This is a genomic window from Nakamurella sp. A5-74 (assembly GCF_040438885.1).
Lineage (GTDB): Bacteria > Actinomycetota > Actinomycetes > Mycobacteriales > Nakamurellaceae > Nakamurella.
Window position 1 is genome coordinate 3,743,898 of sequence record NZ_CP159218.1, and the last position, 20,925, is coordinate 3,764,822.

General features: G+C 69.2%; 11 protein-coding genes. 2 read left to right on the top strand and 9 right to left on the bottom strand.

Features of this window, described 5'->3' with window-relative positions; all coding sequences use genetic code 11:
• The first annotated feature begins 19 nt into the window (after window positions 1-19).
• Window positions 20-1,324 (top strand): hypothetical protein, encoded by a 1,305-nt coding sequence (locus tag ABLG96_RS17175; protein ID WP_353648546.1) that lies wholly within the window; start codon window positions 20-22, stop codon window positions 1,322-1,324.
• Here the strand turns inward: ABLG96_RS17175 and ABLG96_RS17180 are convergent.
• The 5 genes from ABLG96_RS17180 to ABLG96_RS17200 form a co-directional block, all read right to left on the bottom strand.
• Window positions 1,291-2,436 carry a glycosyltransferase gene (locus ABLG96_RS17180; protein ID WP_353648547.1) on the bottom strand — a complete coding sequence of 382 codons (1,146 nt, stop codon included), beginning with the start codon at window positions 2,434-2,436 and terminating at the stop codon, window positions 1,291-1,293. The two genes, ABLG96_RS17175 and ABLG96_RS17180, sit on opposite strands and share 34 nt — an antisense overlap.
• Window positions 2,433-3,962, bottom strand: coding sequence for a lipopolysaccharide biosynthesis protein (locus ABLG96_RS17185; RefSeq protein WP_353651564.1), 1,530 nt, complete (start codon window positions 3,960-3,962; stop codon window positions 2,433-2,435). The genes ABLG96_RS17180 and ABLG96_RS17185 overlap by 4 nt, the downstream gene beginning before the upstream one ends.
• Window positions 3,959-7,480, bottom strand: a complete 3,522-nt coding sequence (locus ABLG96_RS17190; protein ID WP_353648548.1) for a PKD domain-containing protein — start codon at window positions 7,478-7,480, stop codon at window positions 3,959-3,961. Before ABLG96_RS17190 ends, ABLG96_RS17185 begins: the two co-directional genes overlap by 4 nt.
• A 342-nt stretch (window positions 7,481-7,822) precedes the next feature.
• Window positions 7,823-13,099, bottom strand: a complete 5,277-nt coding sequence (locus ABLG96_RS17195) for a PKD domain-containing protein (protein ID WP_353648549.1) — start codon at window positions 13,097-13,099, stop codon at window positions 7,823-7,825.
• 28 nt (window positions 13,100-13,127) lie between these two features.
• Entirely contained in the window at window positions 13,128-13,532 is a 405-nt protein-coding gene (locus ABLG96_RS17200; protein WP_353648550.1) for a hypothetical protein, read from the bottom strand.
• A 151-nt stretch (window positions 13,533-13,683) separates the two neighbouring features.
• On the opposite strand from ABLG96_RS17200, the gene ABLG96_RS17205 reads away from it, so the two are divergent.
• Window positions 13,684-14,058, top strand: coding sequence for a hypothetical protein (locus tag ABLG96_RS17205; protein WP_353648551.1), 375 nt, complete (start codon window positions 13,684-13,686; stop codon window positions 14,056-14,058).
• A gap of 121 nt (window positions 14,059-14,179) precedes the next feature.
• Here the strand turns inward: ABLG96_RS17205 and ABLG96_RS17210 are convergent, their stop codons facing one another.
• From ABLG96_RS17210 to mfd, 4 genes are all read right to left on the bottom strand, one after another.
• On the bottom strand, window positions 14,180-14,962 hold the full coding sequence (locus tag ABLG96_RS17210) for a CDP-alcohol phosphatidyltransferase family protein (RefSeq protein ID WP_353648552.1): 783 nt from the start codon (window positions 14,960-14,962) through the stop codon (window positions 14,180-14,182).
• Window positions 14,959-16,104: a DUF1972 domain-containing protein gene (locus ABLG96_RS17215; RefSeq protein WP_353648553.1), complete on the bottom strand. Its 1,146-nt coding sequence runs from the start codon at window positions 16,102-16,104 to the stop codon at window positions 14,959-14,961. The genes ABLG96_RS17210 and ABLG96_RS17215 overlap by 4 nt, the downstream gene beginning before the upstream one ends.
• 503 nt (window positions 16,105-16,607) lie before the next feature.
• Window positions 16,608-17,339, bottom strand: coding sequence for a polysaccharide deacetylase family protein (locus ABLG96_RS17220; RefSeq protein ID WP_353648554.1), 732 nt, complete (start codon window positions 17,337-17,339; stop codon window positions 16,608-16,610).
• Window positions 17,336-20,902, bottom strand: coding sequence for a transcription-repair coupling factor (gene mfd, locus ABLG96_RS17225; RefSeq protein WP_353651565.1), 3,567 nt, complete (start codon window positions 20,900-20,902; stop codon window positions 17,336-17,338). Before mfd ends, ABLG96_RS17220 begins: the two co-directional genes overlap by 4 nt.
• Between the last annotated feature and the right edge of the window lie 23 nt (window positions 20,903-20,925).

A 20,925-nucleotide genomic window follows, 5' to 3' on the forward strand; every position in this document is an offset into this window, starting at 1 on the left:
GAGGTGAGTTGCGGTGTTGATGGGTATCTGGATCCTGCTCTGCCTCGGCGGCGCGCTGCTGCTGCACGACCGGCCGTTGTGGATGGCCTGCGGTGGTTTCGGGCTGTGGGTCTTCATCCCCGGAGTGGCCGGGGTGCTGTTCACCGGCCGCGGCGAGGGGCTGCTTGCCCTGCATCCGGCCACCTGGTTCATCCTGGCGTGTTTCGTGGTCCTGCTGATCCGCCGCCCGGTCGAGCTGATGGGCGAGTTCGCGGCCAGGTGGCCGCTGTACCTGACCCTGGTGCTCGTCATCCTCACCGCCTCGATCATGTCGCTGATGGGCAGCCAGCCACCCGGCGTGGTGTTGGTGACCGACCAGATCACCGGGCCGATCATGTTGTTCTGGTTCGCCTCCGTCGCGATCCGACGTGCGGGCAGCGCCCGGGTCGTGTTGCGGAACGTCGTGTTGGCGGTGGCCGCGGTGCAGTCGCTGATCGCGATCGCCCAGTTCGTGCTGAAGAGCACGATCGTCTTCAGCGGGCGCTATCACACGAACTACTGGTTCACCGACTCGTGGAACCGATGGATGGGCACCACCGACCACCCGCTGGTGCTCTCGATGCTGCTCTGCGCCTCGGCGCCGCTGGTCGCCGGACTGCGCCGGGCGAGCCTGCAGGTGGGCCTGCTGGGCCTGATGGCCATCGGCGTGCTCATCACCCAGTCCAGGACAGCGGCCCTCATCCTCCCGGTGACCGTCGTCTACGTCATCTTCAGATCCAGGGCCGGTGCCGGCGCGAAGGTCCTGCTGACCACGGCGGTCGTTGCCGGTGCCGCCGGCATCCTCGCCTCACCCCTCGTGACCGGCCTGGCCGACCGGCTGACGAACGACTCCGGTTCCACCGACGCCCGCACCAGGGCAGCGTTGTTCTTCCTGGACTCCATCAACCAGTTCATCGTCTACGGCGACGGGATCACCACCAGCTTCAAGGTGGCGGCACTCGGCGGCCTGAAGACGTCGCTGGAGAGCTCGATCCTGATGTACGCCATCGGGATCGGGGTGATCGCCACGCTGATCTACTTCGGCGCCCAGGTGGCGCTGGTGCTCTCCGCGCTCGGCAGCGACCGCCTCCGGGGCGTGCTCGTCTCCGGCCTGGTGGTGCTGATCATGCCGCAGACGTTCTCCTCGCTCGGGACCGAGAGCGCCTGCGGTCCGCTGCTGTGGCTGATGCTTGCGCTCATCGCGTCAGGCCGGCTGCCGTCGGTGCGACAGCGGAGCCGGCCGGCGCCACAGCTCGTCGGCGTCCCGGGCGATCAGGTGTCTGCGCGCCCGCGCATCTCGTCGTAGTAGTCCTCCAGGGCTTCGGTGCGGACCCCGATCTCGAACTCCCGGTTCACCCGCTCCCGTCCGGCGGTACCCAGCGCCGAGGCCAGCGCGGCGTCCTGCAGGACCCGCGCCAGGGCGACCGACAGCTCCTGCACGTTGCCCTCCGCGGCGAGCAGTCCCGTCACCCCGTCGGCGACGGCTTCGGTGACGCCGGCATGGCGATAGGCAACGACCGGCAGTCCGGCGGCGGCCGCCTCCAGGTACACCAGGCCGAAACCCTCGGCCTCGTCGCCGATCGACCGCGACGGCCCGCTGAACACGGTGGAGGACGCCAGATCTGCGGCCACCTCGGCAGGGGTGCGGCGTCCGAGGAACTCGACCTGCAGGCCGGTGCTCGTCGCGAGCTCACGCAACCGGGGCTCCAGTGGCCCGAACCCGACGATCCGTACCCGGGTGCCTGACCGCAGCGGCTCGGGCAGCAGATCGACCGCCTGCAGCAGGTGATCGGCACCTTTGCGTTCGATCAGTCGGCCGACATAGGTGACGACGGGATGCTCGGGGCGTTGCGCCGCAGGGGATCCGGCCAGCGGGATGCCGATCGGCAACACCCGGATCTTCTCCGCGGGGGCACCCAGCGCCAGCAGCTGCTCGCGGACGAACTCGCTCACCGCGATCAGACCGCGGGCACCGGCGAACAGGTCGGTGAGCTCCGCCCGGTAGCGCTGTCCGGCAGCATCGCGGGCGAAAGCCGCAGCGGTGACGTCGAATCCGTGGAACGTGACCAGCAGCGGGATCCCGGTCCGCCGCGCGATCGGCAGCACCTTCACCCCGCCCGGCCCGAAGTGGGCGTGCAACAACGAGATCCGGTGCCGGGACAGCCAGCGGTCGTAGGGGAATCGATAGCCGGTGGCCCGGCTGATCCGGTGCCGGACACGTCCCAGCAGGTCGGGGCCGAACGGCGCCAGATCGGGGGTCACCGGCAGCCCGTCTGCCAGCGCTCGCAGGCCGATCCGGAACGGCCGCCAGCGACGCAGCGCGTCCGTCTGGTGCGCGACGAAGGTCTCGGAAGCGGGCAACCAACTCGACCGCCAGATGCCCACCGCCGGGCGTGCGTCGGACTCGTCGTACGTCACGATGCCCCCTTCTTCACAGCCCGACGACCGAACTCGAGCATCTCCTTCAGGTCGGCGCGTTCGCGACGTGACACGGTCATGACGACCGCCAGAAGGACTGTGGCACAGACGATCCCGGCGAGCAGCTGCAGCCCGGCCGGCAGCGGCAGCAGAGTGCCTGCATAGGCGGCGGCACCGGCCGGCAGACAGACGAGCCCGATGATCCGCACCGCACGGCCGGCCAACGGCCAGATCGACAGCCCGGAGGCGCGGCCGACCCACCAGAACGACGCCAGCCATTCGACGCTGAAGGCCACCGTGTGACCTACGGCGACCCCGACCGCGCCCCACGGCAGTCCGGCGAGCAGGCACAGGATCATGAAGGGCCTGGCCATCAGATAGAACCGCAACTGGCTGCCGGTGAGGCCCTTGGCCAGGGTGATCCAGTACGTCACCTGGGCGAGGCCGCGGAACACCCCGCCGATCGCGAGGATGGCGAACACCGGTGCGACCCCGTCCCAGCCGGGACCGAACAGAACGGCGACCAACGGGCCAGCCAGGCCGGCCGCCAGGGAGAACGCACCACCGAAGCCGTAACCACAGATCAGTTGTGCCCGGCGGACATAGGCCAGGAACCGCTCGTCGTCGTCCTGCACCTTCGACAGCACCGGCAGCATCACCCGCAGCAGCGCGTTGGCCACCTGGTTGAGCGGGACGATCAACAGTTGGTAGGCCCGGCCGTAGATGCCGACCTGGCTCGGTCCCCAGACCGCGCCGAGCGCTGCAGTGTCGACGTTGTTGGTGGTGTAGCCCAGCAACTGCATGCCGAGCAGGCCGCCCCCGAAGCGGAAGAACCGTCGCAGCGAAACCCCCCGGCGGTACCACCGGGGGCGCAACCGCGACTGGGCTGCGGACATCACGAACGTGGTGATCACGAAGGCGCCCTGCTGCGCGACGATCGCCCAGTAGCCGGCGCCGAGAGCGGCCGCGACGATCGCGACCACGATGCTCGCCACCTGGGCGGTGATGTCGGTCCGGGCGAGCGCGGTGAAACGCATGGACCTGGACAGGTCGGCGCGGAACTGGGTGGTGGCCCCGCTGACGATCATCAACGGCGCGAGCACCAGCACGATCGCCGGGATCTCCGGCTGGCCGTACCATGCGCCGATCGGGCCGCTCAGCGCGGCGGCGACCGCTGCCGCCACCGTGCCGATGCCGACATTTACCCAGAACAGGTTCGACCGTTCTGCGTGATTGATGTTCTTCGCCTGGATGGCCGCGGAGCTGAGGCCGAAGTCGCGCAGGATCTCGGCGATCCCGGTGATCGCCGTGACCATCGCGACGAGACCGAACTGCGCCGGGGTGAGCAGACGGGCGAGCACCACCAGTGAACCGACCTGGAGCACCAACCGGACGCCCTGCGCGGCAAGGGTGACGGCGGCGCCCCTGGAGGCGGTGGTACCGAGCCCGTCCCCGGCCGGCGCGGGGGGCGGTTCGGCCTCGTCGTCGGGAACCCGCTCAGCGCTCGAGTCGGGGAGCCTGCTCAGCCGACCTTCACCACCCGGTAGTTGGCGAACGCGAAGGCGATCGGCGCATTGGTCGCGGTCGACGACAGGTAGGTGACCAGTCCGACCGAGCCGGCGCCAGTGACCACGGTGTCGACCGAGGAGACCTGCGGGGTGGTCGGCGCGGTGCCGCCGACCTTCCAGACCGATCCGGAGACCGTGCTCCCGTTGACCGTCGCCGACAGCCGCAGGATGTCGGTCTGCGCGACCGTCAGGCCCGCGGCGGTGACTGTCTTCAGGTTCGTCTCGGCGCCGTTCACCACCCGGACTGTACTCAACTGGACGCTGCCGTCCGCGGCGATGCGAGCCTTCACCCGATAGGAACCGGTGGCGTTGCGTCGCACGTCGCTCGAGATGAGCGTCGGTGCGATGAGCGTCTTGTCCAATTGCACGTCGACGGTGGCCGTGACATCGGCAGCGCTGACCGAGTCGAGGTAGGCCGACAGCCCGCTGGCCGCCGCAGCCACCCGCATCTTTCCGGTGGAACCGTCGGTGCTGAACCGCGCCGCGCTGCCGACGAGGGTCCAGGCGCCACCGAGTTCGGCGCTGCCCCAGCCGGAGGCGACCGTCCGGCCGAAGGTGTCGGTGGCGACCTCGGCGCTGCTGGCCTGGACCGAGACCGTTCCGGTGACCGTGTCGGTGGCGCCCTTGTCGTCGGTGGCGATGAGCGTGACGGTGTGACCACCGGTCGCCGGGTACGTATGGGTGGCGGTGGCTGCGGCACCCGTGGTGTCCGCGGAGCCGTCGCCCCACTTCCAGGTGTACGACGCAATGGTGCCGTCGCTGTCAGTGCTGGTGCTGCCGTCCACCGAGGCCACCAGACCCGCGGCCGACGAGGTGAAGGCGGCGACCGGCGCGGCATTCGGCTTCACCACTGAGACAGAGGTGGATCCGGTCGCGGTCGCACCGTCGTTGTCGGTGACGGTCAGCGTGACGGTGTAGGTGCCAGCGGCTGCGTAGGTGTGGGTGGCCGTCGCTGCGCTCCCCGTGGTGGCGGCGGCGCCGTCACCCCAGTTGTAGGAGTACGTGGCGATCGTGCCGTCCGGATCCGTGCTGGTGCTGCCGTCGACGGACGCGGTGAGACCGCTGGCGGTGGCGGTGATGCCGGCGGTCGGCGGGGTGTTCGGGACCGCGAGCACGATCCCGCCGTCCTTGGCGTGCTGGGCGACCGTGCGAGCGCTGAGCGCCGTCGGGTAGGTGGCGAACTCGTCGAAGGTGCCGGTCAGGTAGTTGCGGGCCGGGGCCGACGGCCAGCCGGTCAGATTCTCGGCGCCCATCCGCCAGTAGCCGGACAACGACATGCCGGTGGTGAGATCGGCCCGCTGGGCAACCTGGACGCCGTCGACGAAGAGGGTCGTCCCGGCCGGCCCCTGGGTGGCGACGATGTGGTGGAACTTGTCGTCGCCGTAGGCCGCCGTGCTCGCGACCTGGCTCTTCGTGGTGCCGTCGGTCGTACCGAAGTGGATCCGACCGCTGGTGTCGAAGTACAGCACGCGGGCAACGGTGGCGGAGACGGCGTTCGTCCCGGTCCCGAAGCTCGCGATGCTGCCGCCGAGCGTGCTGGTCGACTTCACCCACACCTCGAGGCTGTAGGCGTTGGTGGGCGCAATGGTCGTGGGGGCGCTCCAGACCTGGGCACCGGCGAAGGTGTACGCCTTGTCCGCGTCGCCGACGATCGCTCCCGCCACGTCGCGGGTCACGGTGCCCGAGATCGTCGCGTCGGCGCCACCGGTTGCGTTGACGACCTTGGTACCGCTCGTCTCGGCCAGTCGCAGATAGAGCGACGCCTGGTCGGCGAGCACGCCGGTCGCGTAGCTGCTCGCAGCAGCGACGTTCGCAGCCACGGCACCGCTCGATGCGGAATTGCCGTCGGCGTCCACAGCCACGACGGTGTAGCTCGCCGCTCCGGCCACCCCACTGCGATCGATCAGGGTCACCGTCGGACGGTTCCACCACTGGCTGCCCGCCGTGACCTGGTCCAGCACGGTGGTGACGCCTGCGCGGCGGAGCTGGTAGGTCAGGGTCTGGTCGTCGCGGTCCCAGTTGGCGGGAATGGTGACCTTGACCCGGCCACCGTCGAGAGCGGTCGCCGTCGGCGTCCACGACTGGGCCGTCGACATCCGGGGGCCTTGCTTCTTGGGAGCGATCGACGGCACCGCGAACCGGACGAGGCCCTGCTGCGCGTTGGCGTTGACCGCGGGGAACTCGCCGCCCATCACCAGGTACTGGCTGTTGCCCGTGAGGGTCCATGCGGCCTGGGACTGGCCGGTGAACGTGCCGGACTGCAGGAACGGGCTGAACGCGACGATCGACGGGCTCGGGGTCCCGGCCCAGTTCTTGTAGTTGGTGTTCGTGTTGGTGTCGAGGGTCCCGGTGGTCGCGTTGGTGAAGGCCATCGCCCGCTGCCACCTGTCGCCGAGGTGCACCGAGTCAGCGGTGGCCTGGGTGATCTCCGGGAAGCCGCCGACCGTCTTGCAGTCGTGCATGTGGCTGACCGTGTAGACAGCTGTCCTGGTGGCATAGGTGCTGTAGGAGTCACCGTGGCAGTCCTCCATCCAGGCGATCGAACCATCGGTCGAGTTGAGCTTCACGGTGCCCTCGAACTGGTGCTGGGAGGTCCCGGGGGGCGCGCCGTACTGGAAGGAGGTCGCGAAGACCGACGTGCCGTCGGTGGCCAGGTCGGTGAAACCGTCGTTGGGACCGTAGGAGATGATGCCGTCGTTCCACGGCAGGGCGGCACCGGTTGACAGGTCGACGGCCCCCATCCCCTCGGCGAGCACGGTGCTGTTGAGGTACTGGAACTGGCCGGCCACGACCATCTTGGAACCGCCCGGAGCCACGAGCAGTGAGGTGACCACCCGCTCGGCCTGCGGGTTCCAGCCGTTGACGACGCCGTTGACGGCGGCAACCGCACCCAGCCGAAGACGCCAGATGCCGTTGATCTTGGTGAAGTCACCGCCGAGGTAGACGGTGGAGCCGTTGACCACGATCGCCCGCACGGAGTTGTTGACCTCCGGCGCGAAGTTGGCCTTGAGCTGACGGGTGGCGATGTCGAAGGCGGCGACGCGGCTGCGGGCGACACCGTCGACGGCGGTGAAGTCGCCGCCGACGTAGAGCGTCGCGCCGTCGCCGGAGACGGCGATCGTGCGGACCTGACCGTTGAAGGACGGGGCCCAGGACGTGTTCAGCACGCCGGTGCTGAGCGAGTAGGCGAGGAAGTTGCCGCGGGGGGTGGTGTTCACCCCGGCGGCAGCGCCGGCCGGACGGGCGTTGGCGAAATTGCCGCCGACGAAGACGGTGTTCCCGACGATCACCTGCGTCCAGGCCACCCCGTCCATCTGGGTGGTCGGCAGGGCATCGGTCGTGTAGATCGACGAATCCGCCTCAACCGGGGCCGCCGGCGCCGCTGCGACCGGAGCTGCGAGCAGGGCGGTCAGGCTCCCCGCCACGAGGGCAGCGGCAGCAACGATTGCGGTGACACGACGGCCGGTACCGAACATCGACTTGCTCCTCGAACAGCAGACTTTGAGTAGGAAATCACTTTGCGTGATGAACGGAGTTCGACAGACACCCACACGGCCTCTGTCGCACCCCTGACTGATACTCAGAGTAGCCATTTGGCGGCCAAGCGGCAACGAAATTCGTGCGATCCGTCATTGAATCACCCGAACGGGTGTCGTCTGTGGCCACTCGACCTTCCCAGCGTGGTCAGGTCCCTCGTCCTGGAGCCGAAATGCAGGATTCGGGAAGATCGTCCACCGGGGGTGATCCGTTCGGGCAACGCACTGCGCCCCCCTCGGACGTCCGGGGACGGTCGAGGGGGGCGCAGCGGCGAACGACGATCAGGCAGGCAACCGGCGCACGACGAGGTTGTCGAAGGACAGCGCCAGCGGCGCATTCGTCGACGTACCCGACATGTACGTCTGCAGCTGCAGCGACCCCGCGGTCTGCAGTCCGGCGGACGAGTCCGTCCCGCTCACCTGCCAGGCAGCAGGCTCGGTGCCGGCAGCCGACCAGGCCTTCGCCCGCAGCGTGGTGACGGTGGCACTGCTGTTCGTCACCTCGAACGAGACCTTGATCCTGGCGCCCGGGGTGTAGGTGACTCCCGGGACCGTGATCGTCTGGAACGCGGACTCGGTGCTGCCGAGCAGCCGGCCGACCGAGAGCTGGATGGTGTTGTCGGCGACCAACCGGACCTTGACCCGGTAGTCACCGGCCGCGCTGCGACGCACCATGGCCGTGATGTAGGTACCGCCGCCGGTCGCGACCTTGTCGCCGGAGAACTCGAACGCGCCGCTGAGGCCCTGCGCGCTGAGTGCGTTCAACGACATGGTCGGGCCGGTGCCCTTGGTGATGATCCGGATGACGCCGACGCCGGAGCCGACCGAGACCTGCGAGGCGTTGCTCGCCGTCCATGCCCCACCCGTCTCCGCCGTACCCCAGGAGTTGGTGACGGTGCGGGTGAAGGTGTCCTGCGCGACGACGACCGGTCCCGCCGGAGCGGTGACCGTGACCTGCTTGGACACCGCAGCGGACTTCCCGCCCTTGTTGTCCGTCACCGTCAACGTCACCGTGTACGTACCGGCAGCGGTGTAGGTGTGCGTCGCCGTCGCGGACGCACCAGTGGTGTCCGCCGACGTGTCGCCCCACTTCCAGCTGTAACCCGCCACGGTGCCGTCCGGATCCGAGGAACCGGAACCGTCCACCGAGGCGACCAGGTTCGCGGACGACGACGTGAACGACGCCGTCGGCAGCTGGTTCGCAGCCGACACCGTCACCTGCTTCGACACCGGGGTGGACTTCCCACCACGATCGTCGGTCACCGTCAACGTCACCGTGTACGTACCGGCAGCGGTGTAGGTGTGCGTCGCCGTCGCGCCGGAGCCGGCGGGCGTGGTGTCTCCCCAGTTCCAGCTGTAGCTCGCGACGGTGCCGTCCGGATCCGAGGAACCGGAACCGTCCACCGAGGCGACCAGGTTCGCGGACGACGCCGTGAACGACGCCGTCGGCACCTGGTTCGCAGCCGACACCGTCACCTGCTTCGACACCGGGGTGGACTTCCCACCACGATCGTCCGTCACCGTCAACGTCACCGTGTACGTACCGGCAGCGGCGTAGGTGTGCGTCGCCGTCGCGCCGGAGCCGGCGGGCGTGGTGTCTCCCCAGTTCCAGCTGTAGCTCGCGACGGTGCCGTCCGGATCCGAGGAACCGGAACCGTCCACCGAGGCGACCAGGTTCGCGGACGACGCCGTGAACGACGCCGTCGGCACCTGGTTCGCAGCCGACACCGTCACCTGCTTCGACACCGGGGTGGACTTCCCACCACGATCGTCCGTCACCGTCAACGTCACCGTGTACGTACCGGCAGCGGTGTAGGTGTGCGTCGCCGTCGCCGACGCACCAGTGGTGTCCGCCGACGTGTCGCCCCACTTCCAGCTGTAACCCGCCACGGTGCCGTCCGGATCCGAGGAACCGGAACCGTCCACCGAGGCGACCAGGTTCGCGGACGACGCCGTGAACGACGCCGTCGGCACCTGGTTCGCAGCCGACACCGTCACCTGCTTCGACACCGGGGTGGACTTCCCACCACGATCGTCCGTCACCGTCAACGTCACCGTGTACGTACCGGCAGCGGCGTAGGTGTGCGTCGCCGTCGCCGACGTCCCGGTGGTGTCGGCGGAACCGTCACCCCAGTTCCAGGAGTAGGAGGCCACAGTGCCGTCCGGATCCGACGAGTCGGAGCCGTCGACCGACGCGACCAGATCGGCGGACGACGAGGTGAAGGACGCCGTCGGCAGCTGGTTCGCCGCCGTCACCGTCACGTCCTTGGACACCGCGGTCGACTTCCCACCGCGGTTGTCGGTCACCGTCAACGTCACCGATTTGGTACCCGCAGCGGCGTAGGTGTGCGTCGCCGTCGCCGACGTCCCGGTGGTGTCGGCGGAACCGTCACCCCAGTTCCAGGAGTAGGAGGCCACAGTGCCGTCCGGATCCGTCGAACCCGACCCATCGACCGACACCGCGAGATTCACCGAAGAGGACGTGAAGGACGCCGTCGGCAGCTGGTTCACGGCTGCACCGAGGCTGTGGTGCTGCGCGACCGCGCTCGCCGACAGCACGCTCGGGTAGACCGCGACCTCGTCGATGTCGCCGGCGAAGTACCAGCTGTTCGAGCCGAACCAGACCGGATCGCCGCCGATCCGCCAGTACCCGGTGTACGACTGGGCGCCGGTCTGCGGGTGGGTGCCGACCAGTGCGCCGTCGACGTACAGCTTCATACCGTCGCCGCCCTGGGTGGCGACCATGTGGTGCCAGGTCCCGTCGTTGTAGGAAGCGGGGCTGGTGATCGTGTTCAGGTCACCTGTGTAGGTACCGAACACCAGCGTGCCGTCGTTCTGCATCCAGACATGGCGGTCGTAGTTGTTGGACGATGCGCTCTGCTGGTCTCCGAAGCCGATCAACTTGCCACCGTTCGTGGTGGTGGTGTTGAACCACAACTCCTCGGAGTAGGTGGTCGGGTTGCTGAACGCCTTGCTGGAGGCGACGACACCGTTGGTGCCGTCGGTGGCCACTGCAGTGTTGTTCAGGTCGAGGGCGCCGGGACGCCCGAACGTCACACCACCGGACACGACGCCCGGATCCGCATTGCCACTCGCGTCGGCGACGGTCGCACCGGCCGCGTCACCGAGCCGCCAGTACAGCGACGGCGAGTCGTTGAACACCGCGGCGCCATAGGCATCGGCGGGCGCGGTCGGCAGCGAGCCACCGGCCTGGGTGAAGTGCTTCTGCACGGTCAGTTTGTTCAGCACCGTCGGGTAGACGGAGACTTCGTCGATGTCGCCCGCGAGGTAGTTGCTGCCCGGCTGGTTGGGCCACCCACCGAGGTTGTCCCCACCGACCCGCCAGTACCCGCCGTACTCCTGACCGGACGTGACGTCAGCCCTGCTCGCGATCAGCCGACCGTCGATCCACAGCTGCATGCCGCCCGCCCCGAGCGAGGAGACGATCTGGTGCCACTGACCGTCGTTGTAGGTATCGGGCGAAGAGAGGACCGCCACCGTGTTCGGGTAGACGCCGAAGAAGATGTGCCCGGCGTTGTCCATGTAGGTGTGACGGTCGTAGCCGCTCGAGTCGCCCGTCGCGGAGTTGCCGAACCCGATGATCTTGCCACCGGAGGTCGAGGTCGTCCGCACCCAGGCCTCGGTGGTGAACACGTTGGGTCCGGTGAGCTGCTTCGACGAGGCGATCATCGAACCGCCGTTGCCGGTGAAGGTGCTGGAAGCATCGCTGTCACCGGCGATGGCGCCGGAGGTCCCGCGGGTGACCCCGGTGACGGCGCCGTCGTTCAGCCCCGCGTAGTCGACCTCGGCGCTCGTCGAGCTGTCACCCAGGCGGTAGTAGAGGGAGGCACCGTCGTCGACGACCGACTGGGCGTAGTTGCTCCAGCCGCCCGTCGTCGGCGTGGTGATCGGCACGATGTCGGTGCGCTGCAGATTGCCGTCGGCATCCGTCGCGGTGACCCGGTAGGTGTAGGTCTGACCGGGTGTGAGGTTGGTGTCCGTGAAGATCATCGCCGGCAGTTCCCAGAAGCTCGAGTCGAGCTGCTGGGTCGAGATGACCGTCCCGTTGCGCGAGAGGGTGTAGGTGAGCTTGCGGCTGTCGCGGTCCCAGTTGGCCTCCCAGGCGATGCGCACCCGGGTGCCGCCCTGCGCGGTGAGGCGCAGCGGCCAGGTGGAGCCGTAGAGCCGTGGGCCCTGGGTCTTGGCGGCTGCGGTGGCCCTCGGCTGGAAGCGCACCAGGCCCTGCTGACCGGAACCATTGACGGTGGGGAACTCGCCGGCGAGCACCACGTAACCGGAGTTGCCGGTGACCGACCAGGCAGCCTGGGACTGCCCGGAAGCGGTTCCGTTCGTCATGTCCGGGAACCACTGGTGCATCGACGGACTCGGGGTGCCGAACCAGTCGGTGTAGCTGCCGTAGATGTTGTGGCCGAGGGTGCCGGTGACCTGGTCGGTGAACGCCAGCGCGTGCCGCATGTTCGTCGCCCACGGATCCGACTGCGGGAAGGCGCCGACGGTGCTGCAGTAGTGGGCGTGGCTGACGGTGTAGATGATCGAACCGATCGGCGCGATGTCGTAGGTGTCGCCGTGGCAGTCCTCGAGCAGGACCACGTTGCCGGTGGCGACGTCGAGCTTGAACATGCCCTCGAGGTTTCCGCCGGTACCGAAGGTGAATGCGCTGCCGTAGACGAAGTCGCCGCTGACCTTCAGCGAGGTGATGGCGGCGTTCGGGCCGGCGACCCGCACGGTCTGGTCGATGTTCGTGGGCAGCAGCGCACCGCTGCTCGCGTCGATCTCCGCGAGGCCGTAGGACGCTGCGGTGTTGATGGTGGTGAACTGACCACCGGCGATCACCCTGGTGGTGTCGGTGGAGATCGCCAGCGCGGTGACCACCCGCTCGGCCTGCGGGCTCCAGCCGAGCAGCGCGCCGTCCGAGATGCGGATCGCGGCGAGCCGCAGCCGCCAGTTGCCGTTGACCTTGGTGAAGTCGCCGCCGGCATAGACGGTGGTGTTGGTGGCGACGAGCGAGCGCACCGAGCCGGAGAACGACGGCGCGAACGTCGTCAGCAGCGCCCCCGTCGAGGTTGAGTAGGCGGCGATCTTGCTCCGTACCTGGCCGCTGGCATTGTTGAAGTCACCGCCGACGAACAGTTTCGTCCCGTCCGGTGAGATCGCCATCGCGCGCACCTGGCCGTCGAGCACCGGAGCCCACGACGTCATCACGCCGGTGGACAGGGTGTAGGACATCAGGTTGTTGCGCGTCACCTGCTGGCTGCCGGGAGCGGCTCCGGCCGGCCGGGCGGTGCTGAAGCTGCCGCCCACGAAGACCGTGTTGCCGGTCAGCGCCTGGGTCCAGGCGACCCCGTTGATCTGGGCAGTGGGCAGCGCATCGGCCGTGGCCAGCTGCGACTGCTCCGGGGCGATCGGTGACACGTCGGCGGACGCGCTCGAAGCGGTCGCCAGGGTCACCGCCACCGGCGCGACGATCACAGCGCTGACGACGAGGGCGCCGGAGCTGAGACTTGACAGGGTGCGGCGCAAGCGAGTGAACGACGACATCGATGGTCCCGGGGTGAGAAGGAGTGGGTCAGGGTGCGTTGCCGGCGAAGACAACGGTCGGTGCTTCGGTGCTGTAGCTCAGGGACAACTTGATCGGCCGCCGCTTGTCGGCGGCGATCGTGAAGACATAGCTGCCGGTGGCGTTGTCGCCGGCGGCGAGCGTGCCGGTGAACGGGGCGGAGGGCGGTCCGGCGAGCGTTGAGGTCGGGCCCCCGGTGGAATCGGTGAGGGTGACGCCGACCCCGTCGAGGACGATCGCCTTCGTGGAGCCGTTGGTCACCCTGAGGGTGACGGACAAGGCAGGACCGGCGATCTCGCCGGGGCCGTTGGCCACGCCGGTGACCGCCTTGAGCGACACGATCTGCGCAGTGACCTTCCCGCCGAACTCGGCGGTCTGGGTCAACTGGCGGCTGGGTGCGGTGGTCTCGGCCACGCTCGGCACGGTCTGGTTGATGTTGCCGCTGCCCGGCGCGGGGACCTTGGTGGTCGCCGCCGGCGGGAGCGAGGTGGTCGGAACGGCAGTGTCGGTCGCGGAGCCGCCGGAGTAGCTGCCCGGATCCGTCGCGGTTCCGGACTTCCCGGTCGTGTCGACCGAAGAACCGGTGCCGCTCGTCGAGCCCCCGGCAGTGGAGGACCGTGAGCCGCCGGATGCGGTGGTCCGGTCGGTCGCCGACGGATCGGCCGCCGAGCTGCCGGTGCTCTCGGTGGGACCGGCGCTGCCGGTGCTCTCGGTGGGACGGGCGCTGCCGGTGCTCTCGGTGGGACGGGCGCTGCCGGTGCTCTCGGTGGGACGGGCGCTGCCGGTGCTCTCGGTGGGACGGGCGCTGCCGGTGCTCTCGGTGGGACGGGCGCTGCCGGTGCTCTCGGTGGGACCGGCGCTGCCGGTGCTCTCGGTGGGACCGGCGCTGCCGGTCGTCGTGGTCGATGCCGTCGACCCCGCCGAGATGGCCGAGGACTGACCGGGAGCGGCCGGCGTCGACGTGCAACCCGCGACCACGGCCAGCAGAACTGCCGCGGGAACGGCACGAGTGAGGGCCGACCGCAGCGCGAGCGACATCAGCGAGGTAGTGCGGGGGCGGTTCACGACACGGCCTTTCCAGGAGTGAGCCGCGACATCTCGCGGTACCACTTGACCGCTGCCGCGCCGAGATACAGGGCCGAGTACGCGGCCAGGAAGGTGTAGACGGGGAAGAAGACGTCGGTCAGGCCGAAGGTGAGGAACACGACGCAGAGCAAGCCGTAGTCCGTCGGGATCACCAGCAACGAGCGCAGCGGCGAAGTGTGCCCGCGATCGACGGTCACCCCGGTGGCGGCCGCCAGTCCGCGGCGCAGCTGATCGTTCAGGATCATCCCGAAGAAGCTGACGCAGGCGACGACGGTGAACCCGACCGGCACCAGGAGCCAGCCGGATCCGGCGAGGTCGGTGAATCGGTACAGGCCGATCAGCACCGCGAGGTGCAGGCAGACGATCTTCGCCGCATCGACCATGTGGTCGAGCCACTCGCCCGCATAGCTGCCACCGCCGCGCAGTCGGGCGAGCTGACCGTCCGCCGCGTCCAGCGCATAGCCGAGCACCAGCAGCACGCCGACGAGCAGCCCGGACCACCAGGAGGGCGACACCAGCGCGATGGTCGCAATGCCGGCGAAGCTGAGCACCCCGCTCAGCACCGTCACCTGATTGGGGGTGCGGCCGGCCCGGAAGGCCAGCGCCGCGAACTGCCGCCCCAGCGGACGGTTGACGAAGCGCGAGTAGGCGGGAGCTCCCTTGGCGCTCTTCTGTGCGCCGGCCAGCTGTGCGACCACGGCGCGGTGCGACAGCGGGGTCTGGGAGCGGGACCCCTGCTGATCGGTGGAGATCGTCATGCCGTCACCTGCGCCCGGGTGGTCCGGCGGGCCGCCAGTCGGCGGCAGAGGTCCTCGTACTTGTCAGTCACGTCGTCCCAGTCGTAGTGGCTTGCCCGATCGAGCGCGGCCGCGCTGCGACGGGCCACGTCATCGGTGTCGGTCTCCGCGCGACGCAGGTGCGCTGCGACGTCGGCGGGGCCTGCGAAGTACACGCCTGAGTCGCCGAGGACCTCACGGTTGAAGTTCACGTCGAAGGCGGTCGTCGCGGTGCCCGCGCCGATCGCGCGCAAGAGCGACGGGTTCGTCCCGCCGACGGAATGTCCGTGCAGGTAGGTGTGGGCGCCGACGTACAGCTGGTCGAGCAGTTCGGCGTCCCAGACGCCTCCCAGCAACCGCACCCGCGGATCGGCGGCCGCGGAGATCGCCGCGGTGTACGCGTCGGAGTAGGGCGCGGATCCGACCACCACCAGGGGCATCGTCGCGTCGGAGGCCACGTAACCCTGGACGATCTCCAGGACGTGGTTCTCCGGCTCGAACCGAGCCACCACCAGGTGGTAGCGGCCGGCCTCGAGATCGAGCTCGGCGAGGCGTTCGGTGCTCGTTCCGGCCGTGCGGGGTGCGCCGTAGGCGATCAGCTCGGTGCGCGCACCGAACGTGTTGCGGTAGTACTCGGCGATCCCGGTGGCGTCCGCGATGAGCGCATCGGACCAGCGGACGGACAACTTCTCGACGCCCTGGTAATAGCGCTGGCCGGCGCCACTCCACTTGGTCCGCTTCCACTCCAGGCCGTCGACGTGGGTGGCGACCGGGATGCGGGCGGCCCGGAGCACCGGTAGGAACGGCGCGTTGGCGGCATTGAAGACCACGGCCGCGTCGACCCGGTGGCGGGCCAGGTGCGCAACCGACAGCGCCGTGTGGCTGAGTGTCTCCAGGCTGCGCTTGCGCATGGCAGGTCGATGCACGAGCTGCATACCGAGATACTCCGCCGGACGCTCGGCGTCCCCCGCGGAGCGGCAGTACACGACGACGCGGTGTCCACGATCGGCCAGCCGTCGGCCGACCTCCTCGACACAGGTCTCGAAGCCGCCGTAGCGCGCAGGCACCCCGCGGGTACCGACCAGCGCGATGGACAGCGCACCCGATCCGGTGCTCGTCCTCATGCGGCGACCCGGGACACGGGGGCGCTCACAACACGGACGTCCACCGACACGTTCACTGCTCTCCTCGAGGTTGTGATGCTGGCCGAGCCGCCTTGGCGCGGCACCGGATTCCGTCGCACTCACCGACCTCGGCGTCAATCGGTGACCGAGAGTGTCGATCCACCGACACTAAGTGCTCATTCGGACTAGGTGAACATGAATCTAGCAGCGGACAACCACTCAGAGCGAGATTGTAGCCAGAATTCTGCTGGCGTAACCCTTACGAGACCATTGGGAACCCGTTCGGGCGCGGCAAATGGGCGCAACAGACCAATTCAGCCTCGCGGCGTCAGCACATCGTGGTCCGCAACGCACTGCGGGGCCGGCGGAAGTGGTCACTCGATCGTTGTCGAGGGGGCGTCATGCGCTTCCGAGCGAAGAGCGGGAGGCGTCATCCTGCATCACCGATCCCCGAATCGGGCGAACAGGATCATCGAAGCGAGGGGAACGGGCCGGGCACCCCGTCAGCGGCTGAAGACGGCGGACAGCACCGGCCGCCCGACCGCCAGCAGGTCGCCGAGCGAGCGGGCCACGAGCGACCGCTCGCGCGCCCCGGCGAGCACGGAGTCGATCAGCGCGACCCGGTCGACAACGGGACCGGGGCCGTCGTCGACACCGTCGGTGCCGTCGGCGAATCGGTCGTGGGCCAACAGGATCGCACCCGGCTCCAGCGACGCGAGGCAGTGCTCGATCCGCTCGGTCTGCGGAATGTCCCGCCAGTCCCAGGTCGTCGGCCCCCACAGGGCGGGCGTCAATCCGGCGGCCCTGGTGGCCCGCCAGGTGCGCAGACTCTGACTGCCGTACGGGGGGCGCATGAACCGGACCGGCGCGCCCACGAGCTGCTCCAGCTCGGCTTTGCCCTCCTGTTGTCGGACCACGACGTCGGAATGCGGCACAGAGGTGAGAGCACGGTGGTCGACGCCGTGCAGTGCGACCTCGTGACCCGCAGCGACGATCTCCTGGAGCAGGGCGGGGTGCCGCCTTGCCGCGGTGAGCAGGACGAAGAACGTCGCCCTGGCACCGTGCTTGTCCAGCACCGGCAACAGCAGGTCGGTCCCGCCGGGCCCCGGTCCGTCGTCGAAGGTCAGCGCGAACTCGTTCCGGTCGGTCTGCACCGAGACCATCGACCCGATGAACGTCAGGCGACTCTTGATGCCGGACTTCACCGCGGTCGACACCCGATCGAGAGCGCTCATCGGCGGGGCCCGGTGGCAGCCGCGTCGCCGGCGAGCGCGGGCGCATGGGTCAGCTCGGTGAACACCTGGGCGCAGTACTCCAGCAGCGCGACGTCCCGCAGCCCCGGAGCGCCCAGCCCACCGCTGCGCTCCGTGGGTGCGCGCAGGGTCAGCGCGTGCGTCTGCTCCTTGTACTTGCTGCCCGGGTACAGCCGGGCAGCGCGCAGCTGGGCCGATTCGGCCAGCACGATCGGCGCGAACCGCAGTCCCTGCGGACCGAGGATCACCTCGCTCACGCCGGCGGCCGCGGCCACGAACCGGAACCTGGCCACCGCGAACAGGTTCTCCACCTGCGTCCCGAACGGACCGTAGCGATCAACCAGCTCATCGGCGACGGCGGTGAGCTGCTCCTCGTCGGTCGAGCCGGCGATCTTGCGGTAGGCATCCAGCCGGAGTCGATCGGTGGGGACGTAGTCGTGCGGGATCGATGCGTCGATGGGCAGCTCGATGCGCACCTCGATCGGCTCCTCCTCCTCGGGAACCTCCTCGCCGGCCGCCTTCGCCGACTTCTTGAACGCTGTGACCGCCTCGCCGACCAGCCGGATGTAGAGGTCGAAGCCGACGCCGGCGATGTGGCCCGACTGCTCGGCGCCGAGGATCGAGCCGGCGCCGCGGATCTCCAGGTCGCGCATCGCGACAGCCATTCCGGCACCCAGATCGGAGTTCTGGGCGATGGTGGCCAGCCGGTCGTGCGCGGTCTCGGTGAGGATCTTGTCGGCCGGGTAGAGGAAGTAGGCGTAGCCACGCTCACGTCCGCGGCCGACCCGGCCGCGGAGCTGGTGCATCTGCGACAGGCCGAGGATCTCCGCGTGGTCGACGATCAACGTGTTGGCGTTGGAGATGTCCAGCCCGGTCTCCACGATGGTCGTGCACACCAGCACGTCGACCTCCCGCTTCCAGAAACCGTCGATCACCTGCTCCAGGGCGCCCTCGCCCATCTGGCCGTGACCGACCGCCACCCGCGCCTCCGGGACCGCGTCCCGGATCCGCTTGGACACCGCGTCGATGTCCGACACCCGGTTGTGCACCAGGAAGACCTGGCCGTCCCGCAGCAGCTCTCGGCGGATCGCGGCGGCCACCAGTGCGTCGTCGTAGGCGCCCACGTAGGTGAGGATCGGGTGCCGCTCCTCCGGCGGAGTGGTGATGGTGGACATCTCGCGGATCCCCGCGAGGCTCATCTCCAGGGTGCGCGGGATCGGCGTCGCCGACATTGTCAGCATGTCCACGTGCGCCCGCAGCGCGGTGATGTGTTCCTTGTGCTCCACCCCGAACCGTTGCTCCTCGTCCACCACAACCAGACCGAGGTCGTGGTAGCGGATCGAGGGTTGCAGCAACCGGTGGGTGCCGATGACGATGTCGACGCTGCCGTCGATGAGTCCGAGAACGGTCTGCTTGGCCTCGGCGTCGTCGGTGAACCGGGACAGCCCCTTGATGTTCACCGGGAACGCCGACATCCGACCGCCGAAGGTGGACAGATGTTGTTGTGCCAACAGGGTTGTCGGCACCAGGATGGCCACCTGCTTGCCGTCCTGGACGGCCTTGAACGCGGCCCGGACAGCGATCTCGGTCTTGCCGTAGCCGACGTCACCGGAGATCACCCGGTCCATCGGCGACGGCTTCTCCATGTCGGCCTTGACCTCGTTGATCGCGGCCAGCTGGTCCGGGGTCTCGGTGAACGGGAAGGCGTCCTCGAGTTCCCGCTGCCACGGGGTGTCGGGCGCGAAGGGGTGGCCGGGAGCCGCAGCACGGGCGGCGTAGACCTGCACCAGTTTGGCGGCGATCTGCCGAACAGCCTTGCGCGCCTTGCCCTTCGTCTTCGCCCAGTCGGAGCCACCCATCTTCGACAGCGGCGGCAACTCGCCGCCGACATACTTCGAGAGCTGGTCGAGGGCATCGGTGGGGACGAACAACTTGTCACCCGGATGGCCCCGCTTGCTGGGCGCGTACTCGACGACCAGGTACTCCCGCTGGGCGCCGGAAGTGGTCCGGGTGACCATCTGGACGAACTTGCCGATGCCGTGCTTGGCATGGACGACGAAATCACCTGGCACCAACGACAACGGGTCGATCGCGTTGCGCCGGCGCGAGGGCATCTTCACCGACTCGCCGCCGGCCACTCCCCTGGTGCCGGTCAGATCGGATTCGGTGAGCACCGTCAGATGTGTTGCGGGAAGGTCGAATCCGTCGTCCAGCCGGCCGACTGCCACCGTCACCGCGTCGTTCCCCAGCTCGCCCGTCATGGGCGAGGTCGCGAGCTGGACGCCGAGGTCCGCCTCCCGCAGCCGCTCGACGGCGCGCTGCGCCGTCCCGGCCGCCGGAACCACCAGCACGGTGCGGCCACCGTCGGCGAAACGCTGCGCGGCATCGGAGACGGCAGCGGCGATGTCGCCGCGGTACGCGTGGGATGCACGGACGCTCGGCGCTTCGGGCGCGTCGACCGCCGCGGCGGTGGTGGGGACATCGACGCCGAAGGCGGCCAACCGCCACACCGGGAGATCGCGGTCGACAGCGCTCTCCAGAACGGCATCCAGATCGCGATAGGCCGATGCGCCCAGGTCGATCGGCGCCTTGCCGCCGGTGGCCGCCGCCATCCAGGACGCCGCCAGGAACTCGTTGCCGGTCCGTACCAGGTCGTCTGCGCGGGAGCGGATCCGCTCCGGATCGGCCAGCAGCACGTGGGTACCGGCGTCGAGCAGATCGGTCAGCAAGGTCAGACCGCCGGGAATCAGCGCGGGCAACAGGGATTCCATCCCCTCGACACCGATCCCATCGGCGATCTTGGCGAGCATCTCGGTGAGGGTGGGATCGCCGGTGGCCGCCGCCGACAAGTCGCCCGCGTGCCGACGGACCTCCTCGGTGAGCAGGATCTCACGGCACGGGGCCGCCTCGACGGCGTCGACGGTGCCGAGCGATCGCTGGTCGGTGACGGCGAACTCACGCAGATCGGTCACCTCGTCGCCCCAGAACTCGATCCGGATCGGGTGCGACGCGGTCGGTGGGAACACGTCGACGATGCCGCCGCGGACGGCCATCTCGCCGCGTTTCTCCACCATGTCGACCCGGGTGTAGGCCAGGTCGACCAACCGCGCGGTGAGCTTCTCGAGTTCCATCTCGTCCCCGACCTTCAACCGCACCGGCACGATCTCGCCCAGGTTCGGCGCCATCGGCTGGATGAGCGAGCGAACGGTGGTGACGATCACCCGGACCGGGCCGGCGGACTCGTGCCCTCCGATCGTCATCGACTCGTCGGGATGTGCCAGCCGTCGGAGCACGGCCAGACGCGCACCGACGGTGTCGGCGCGGGGCGAAAGACGTTCGTGCGGCAGGGTTTCCCAGCTCGGGAAAAGCATCGCAGCACCGACGCCGAGCAGGTCGTCGACGGCAGTGGCGGCGATCTCGGCCTCCCGCCCGGTGGCCGTCACCAGCAGCACGGGCCGATCAGCGCCCGCGAGCGCCGCGACCACGAACGGCCTGGTACCGGGCGGGGCGACGAAGGTGCGCGCCGGGCTGTCGGCAGCGGCGATGAGAGCCTGGAACCAGGGATCCG

What these genes read in the sequence shown, in the direction of transcription:
- ABLG96_RS17220 (WP_353648554.1), bottom strand. Translation starts at nt 17,339, where the DNA reads ATGAGCGCTCTCGATCGGGTGTCGACCGCGGTGAAGTCCGGCATCAAG.
- ABLG96_RS17215 (WP_353648553.1), bottom strand. Translation starts at nt 16,104, where the DNA reads ATGAGGACGAGCACCGGATCGGGTGCGCTGTCCATCGCGCTGGTCGGT.
- ABLG96_RS17190 (WP_353648548.1), bottom strand. Translation starts at nt 7,480, where the DNA reads ATGTTCGGTACCGGCCGTCGTGTCACCGCAATCGTTGCTGCCGCTGCC.
- ABLG96_RS17210 (WP_353648552.1), bottom strand. Translation starts at nt 14,962, where the DNA reads ATGACGATCTCCACCGATCAGCAGGGGTCCCGCTCCCAGACCCCGCTG.
- ABLG96_RS17195 (WP_353648549.1), bottom strand. Translation starts at nt 13,099, where the DNA reads ATGTCGTCGTTCACTCGCTTGCGCCGCACCCTGTCAAGTCTCAGCTCC.
- ABLG96_RS17175 (WP_353648546.1), top strand. Translation starts at nt 20, where the DNA reads ATGGGTATCTGGATCCTGCTCTGCCTCGGCGGCGCGCTGCTGCTGCAC.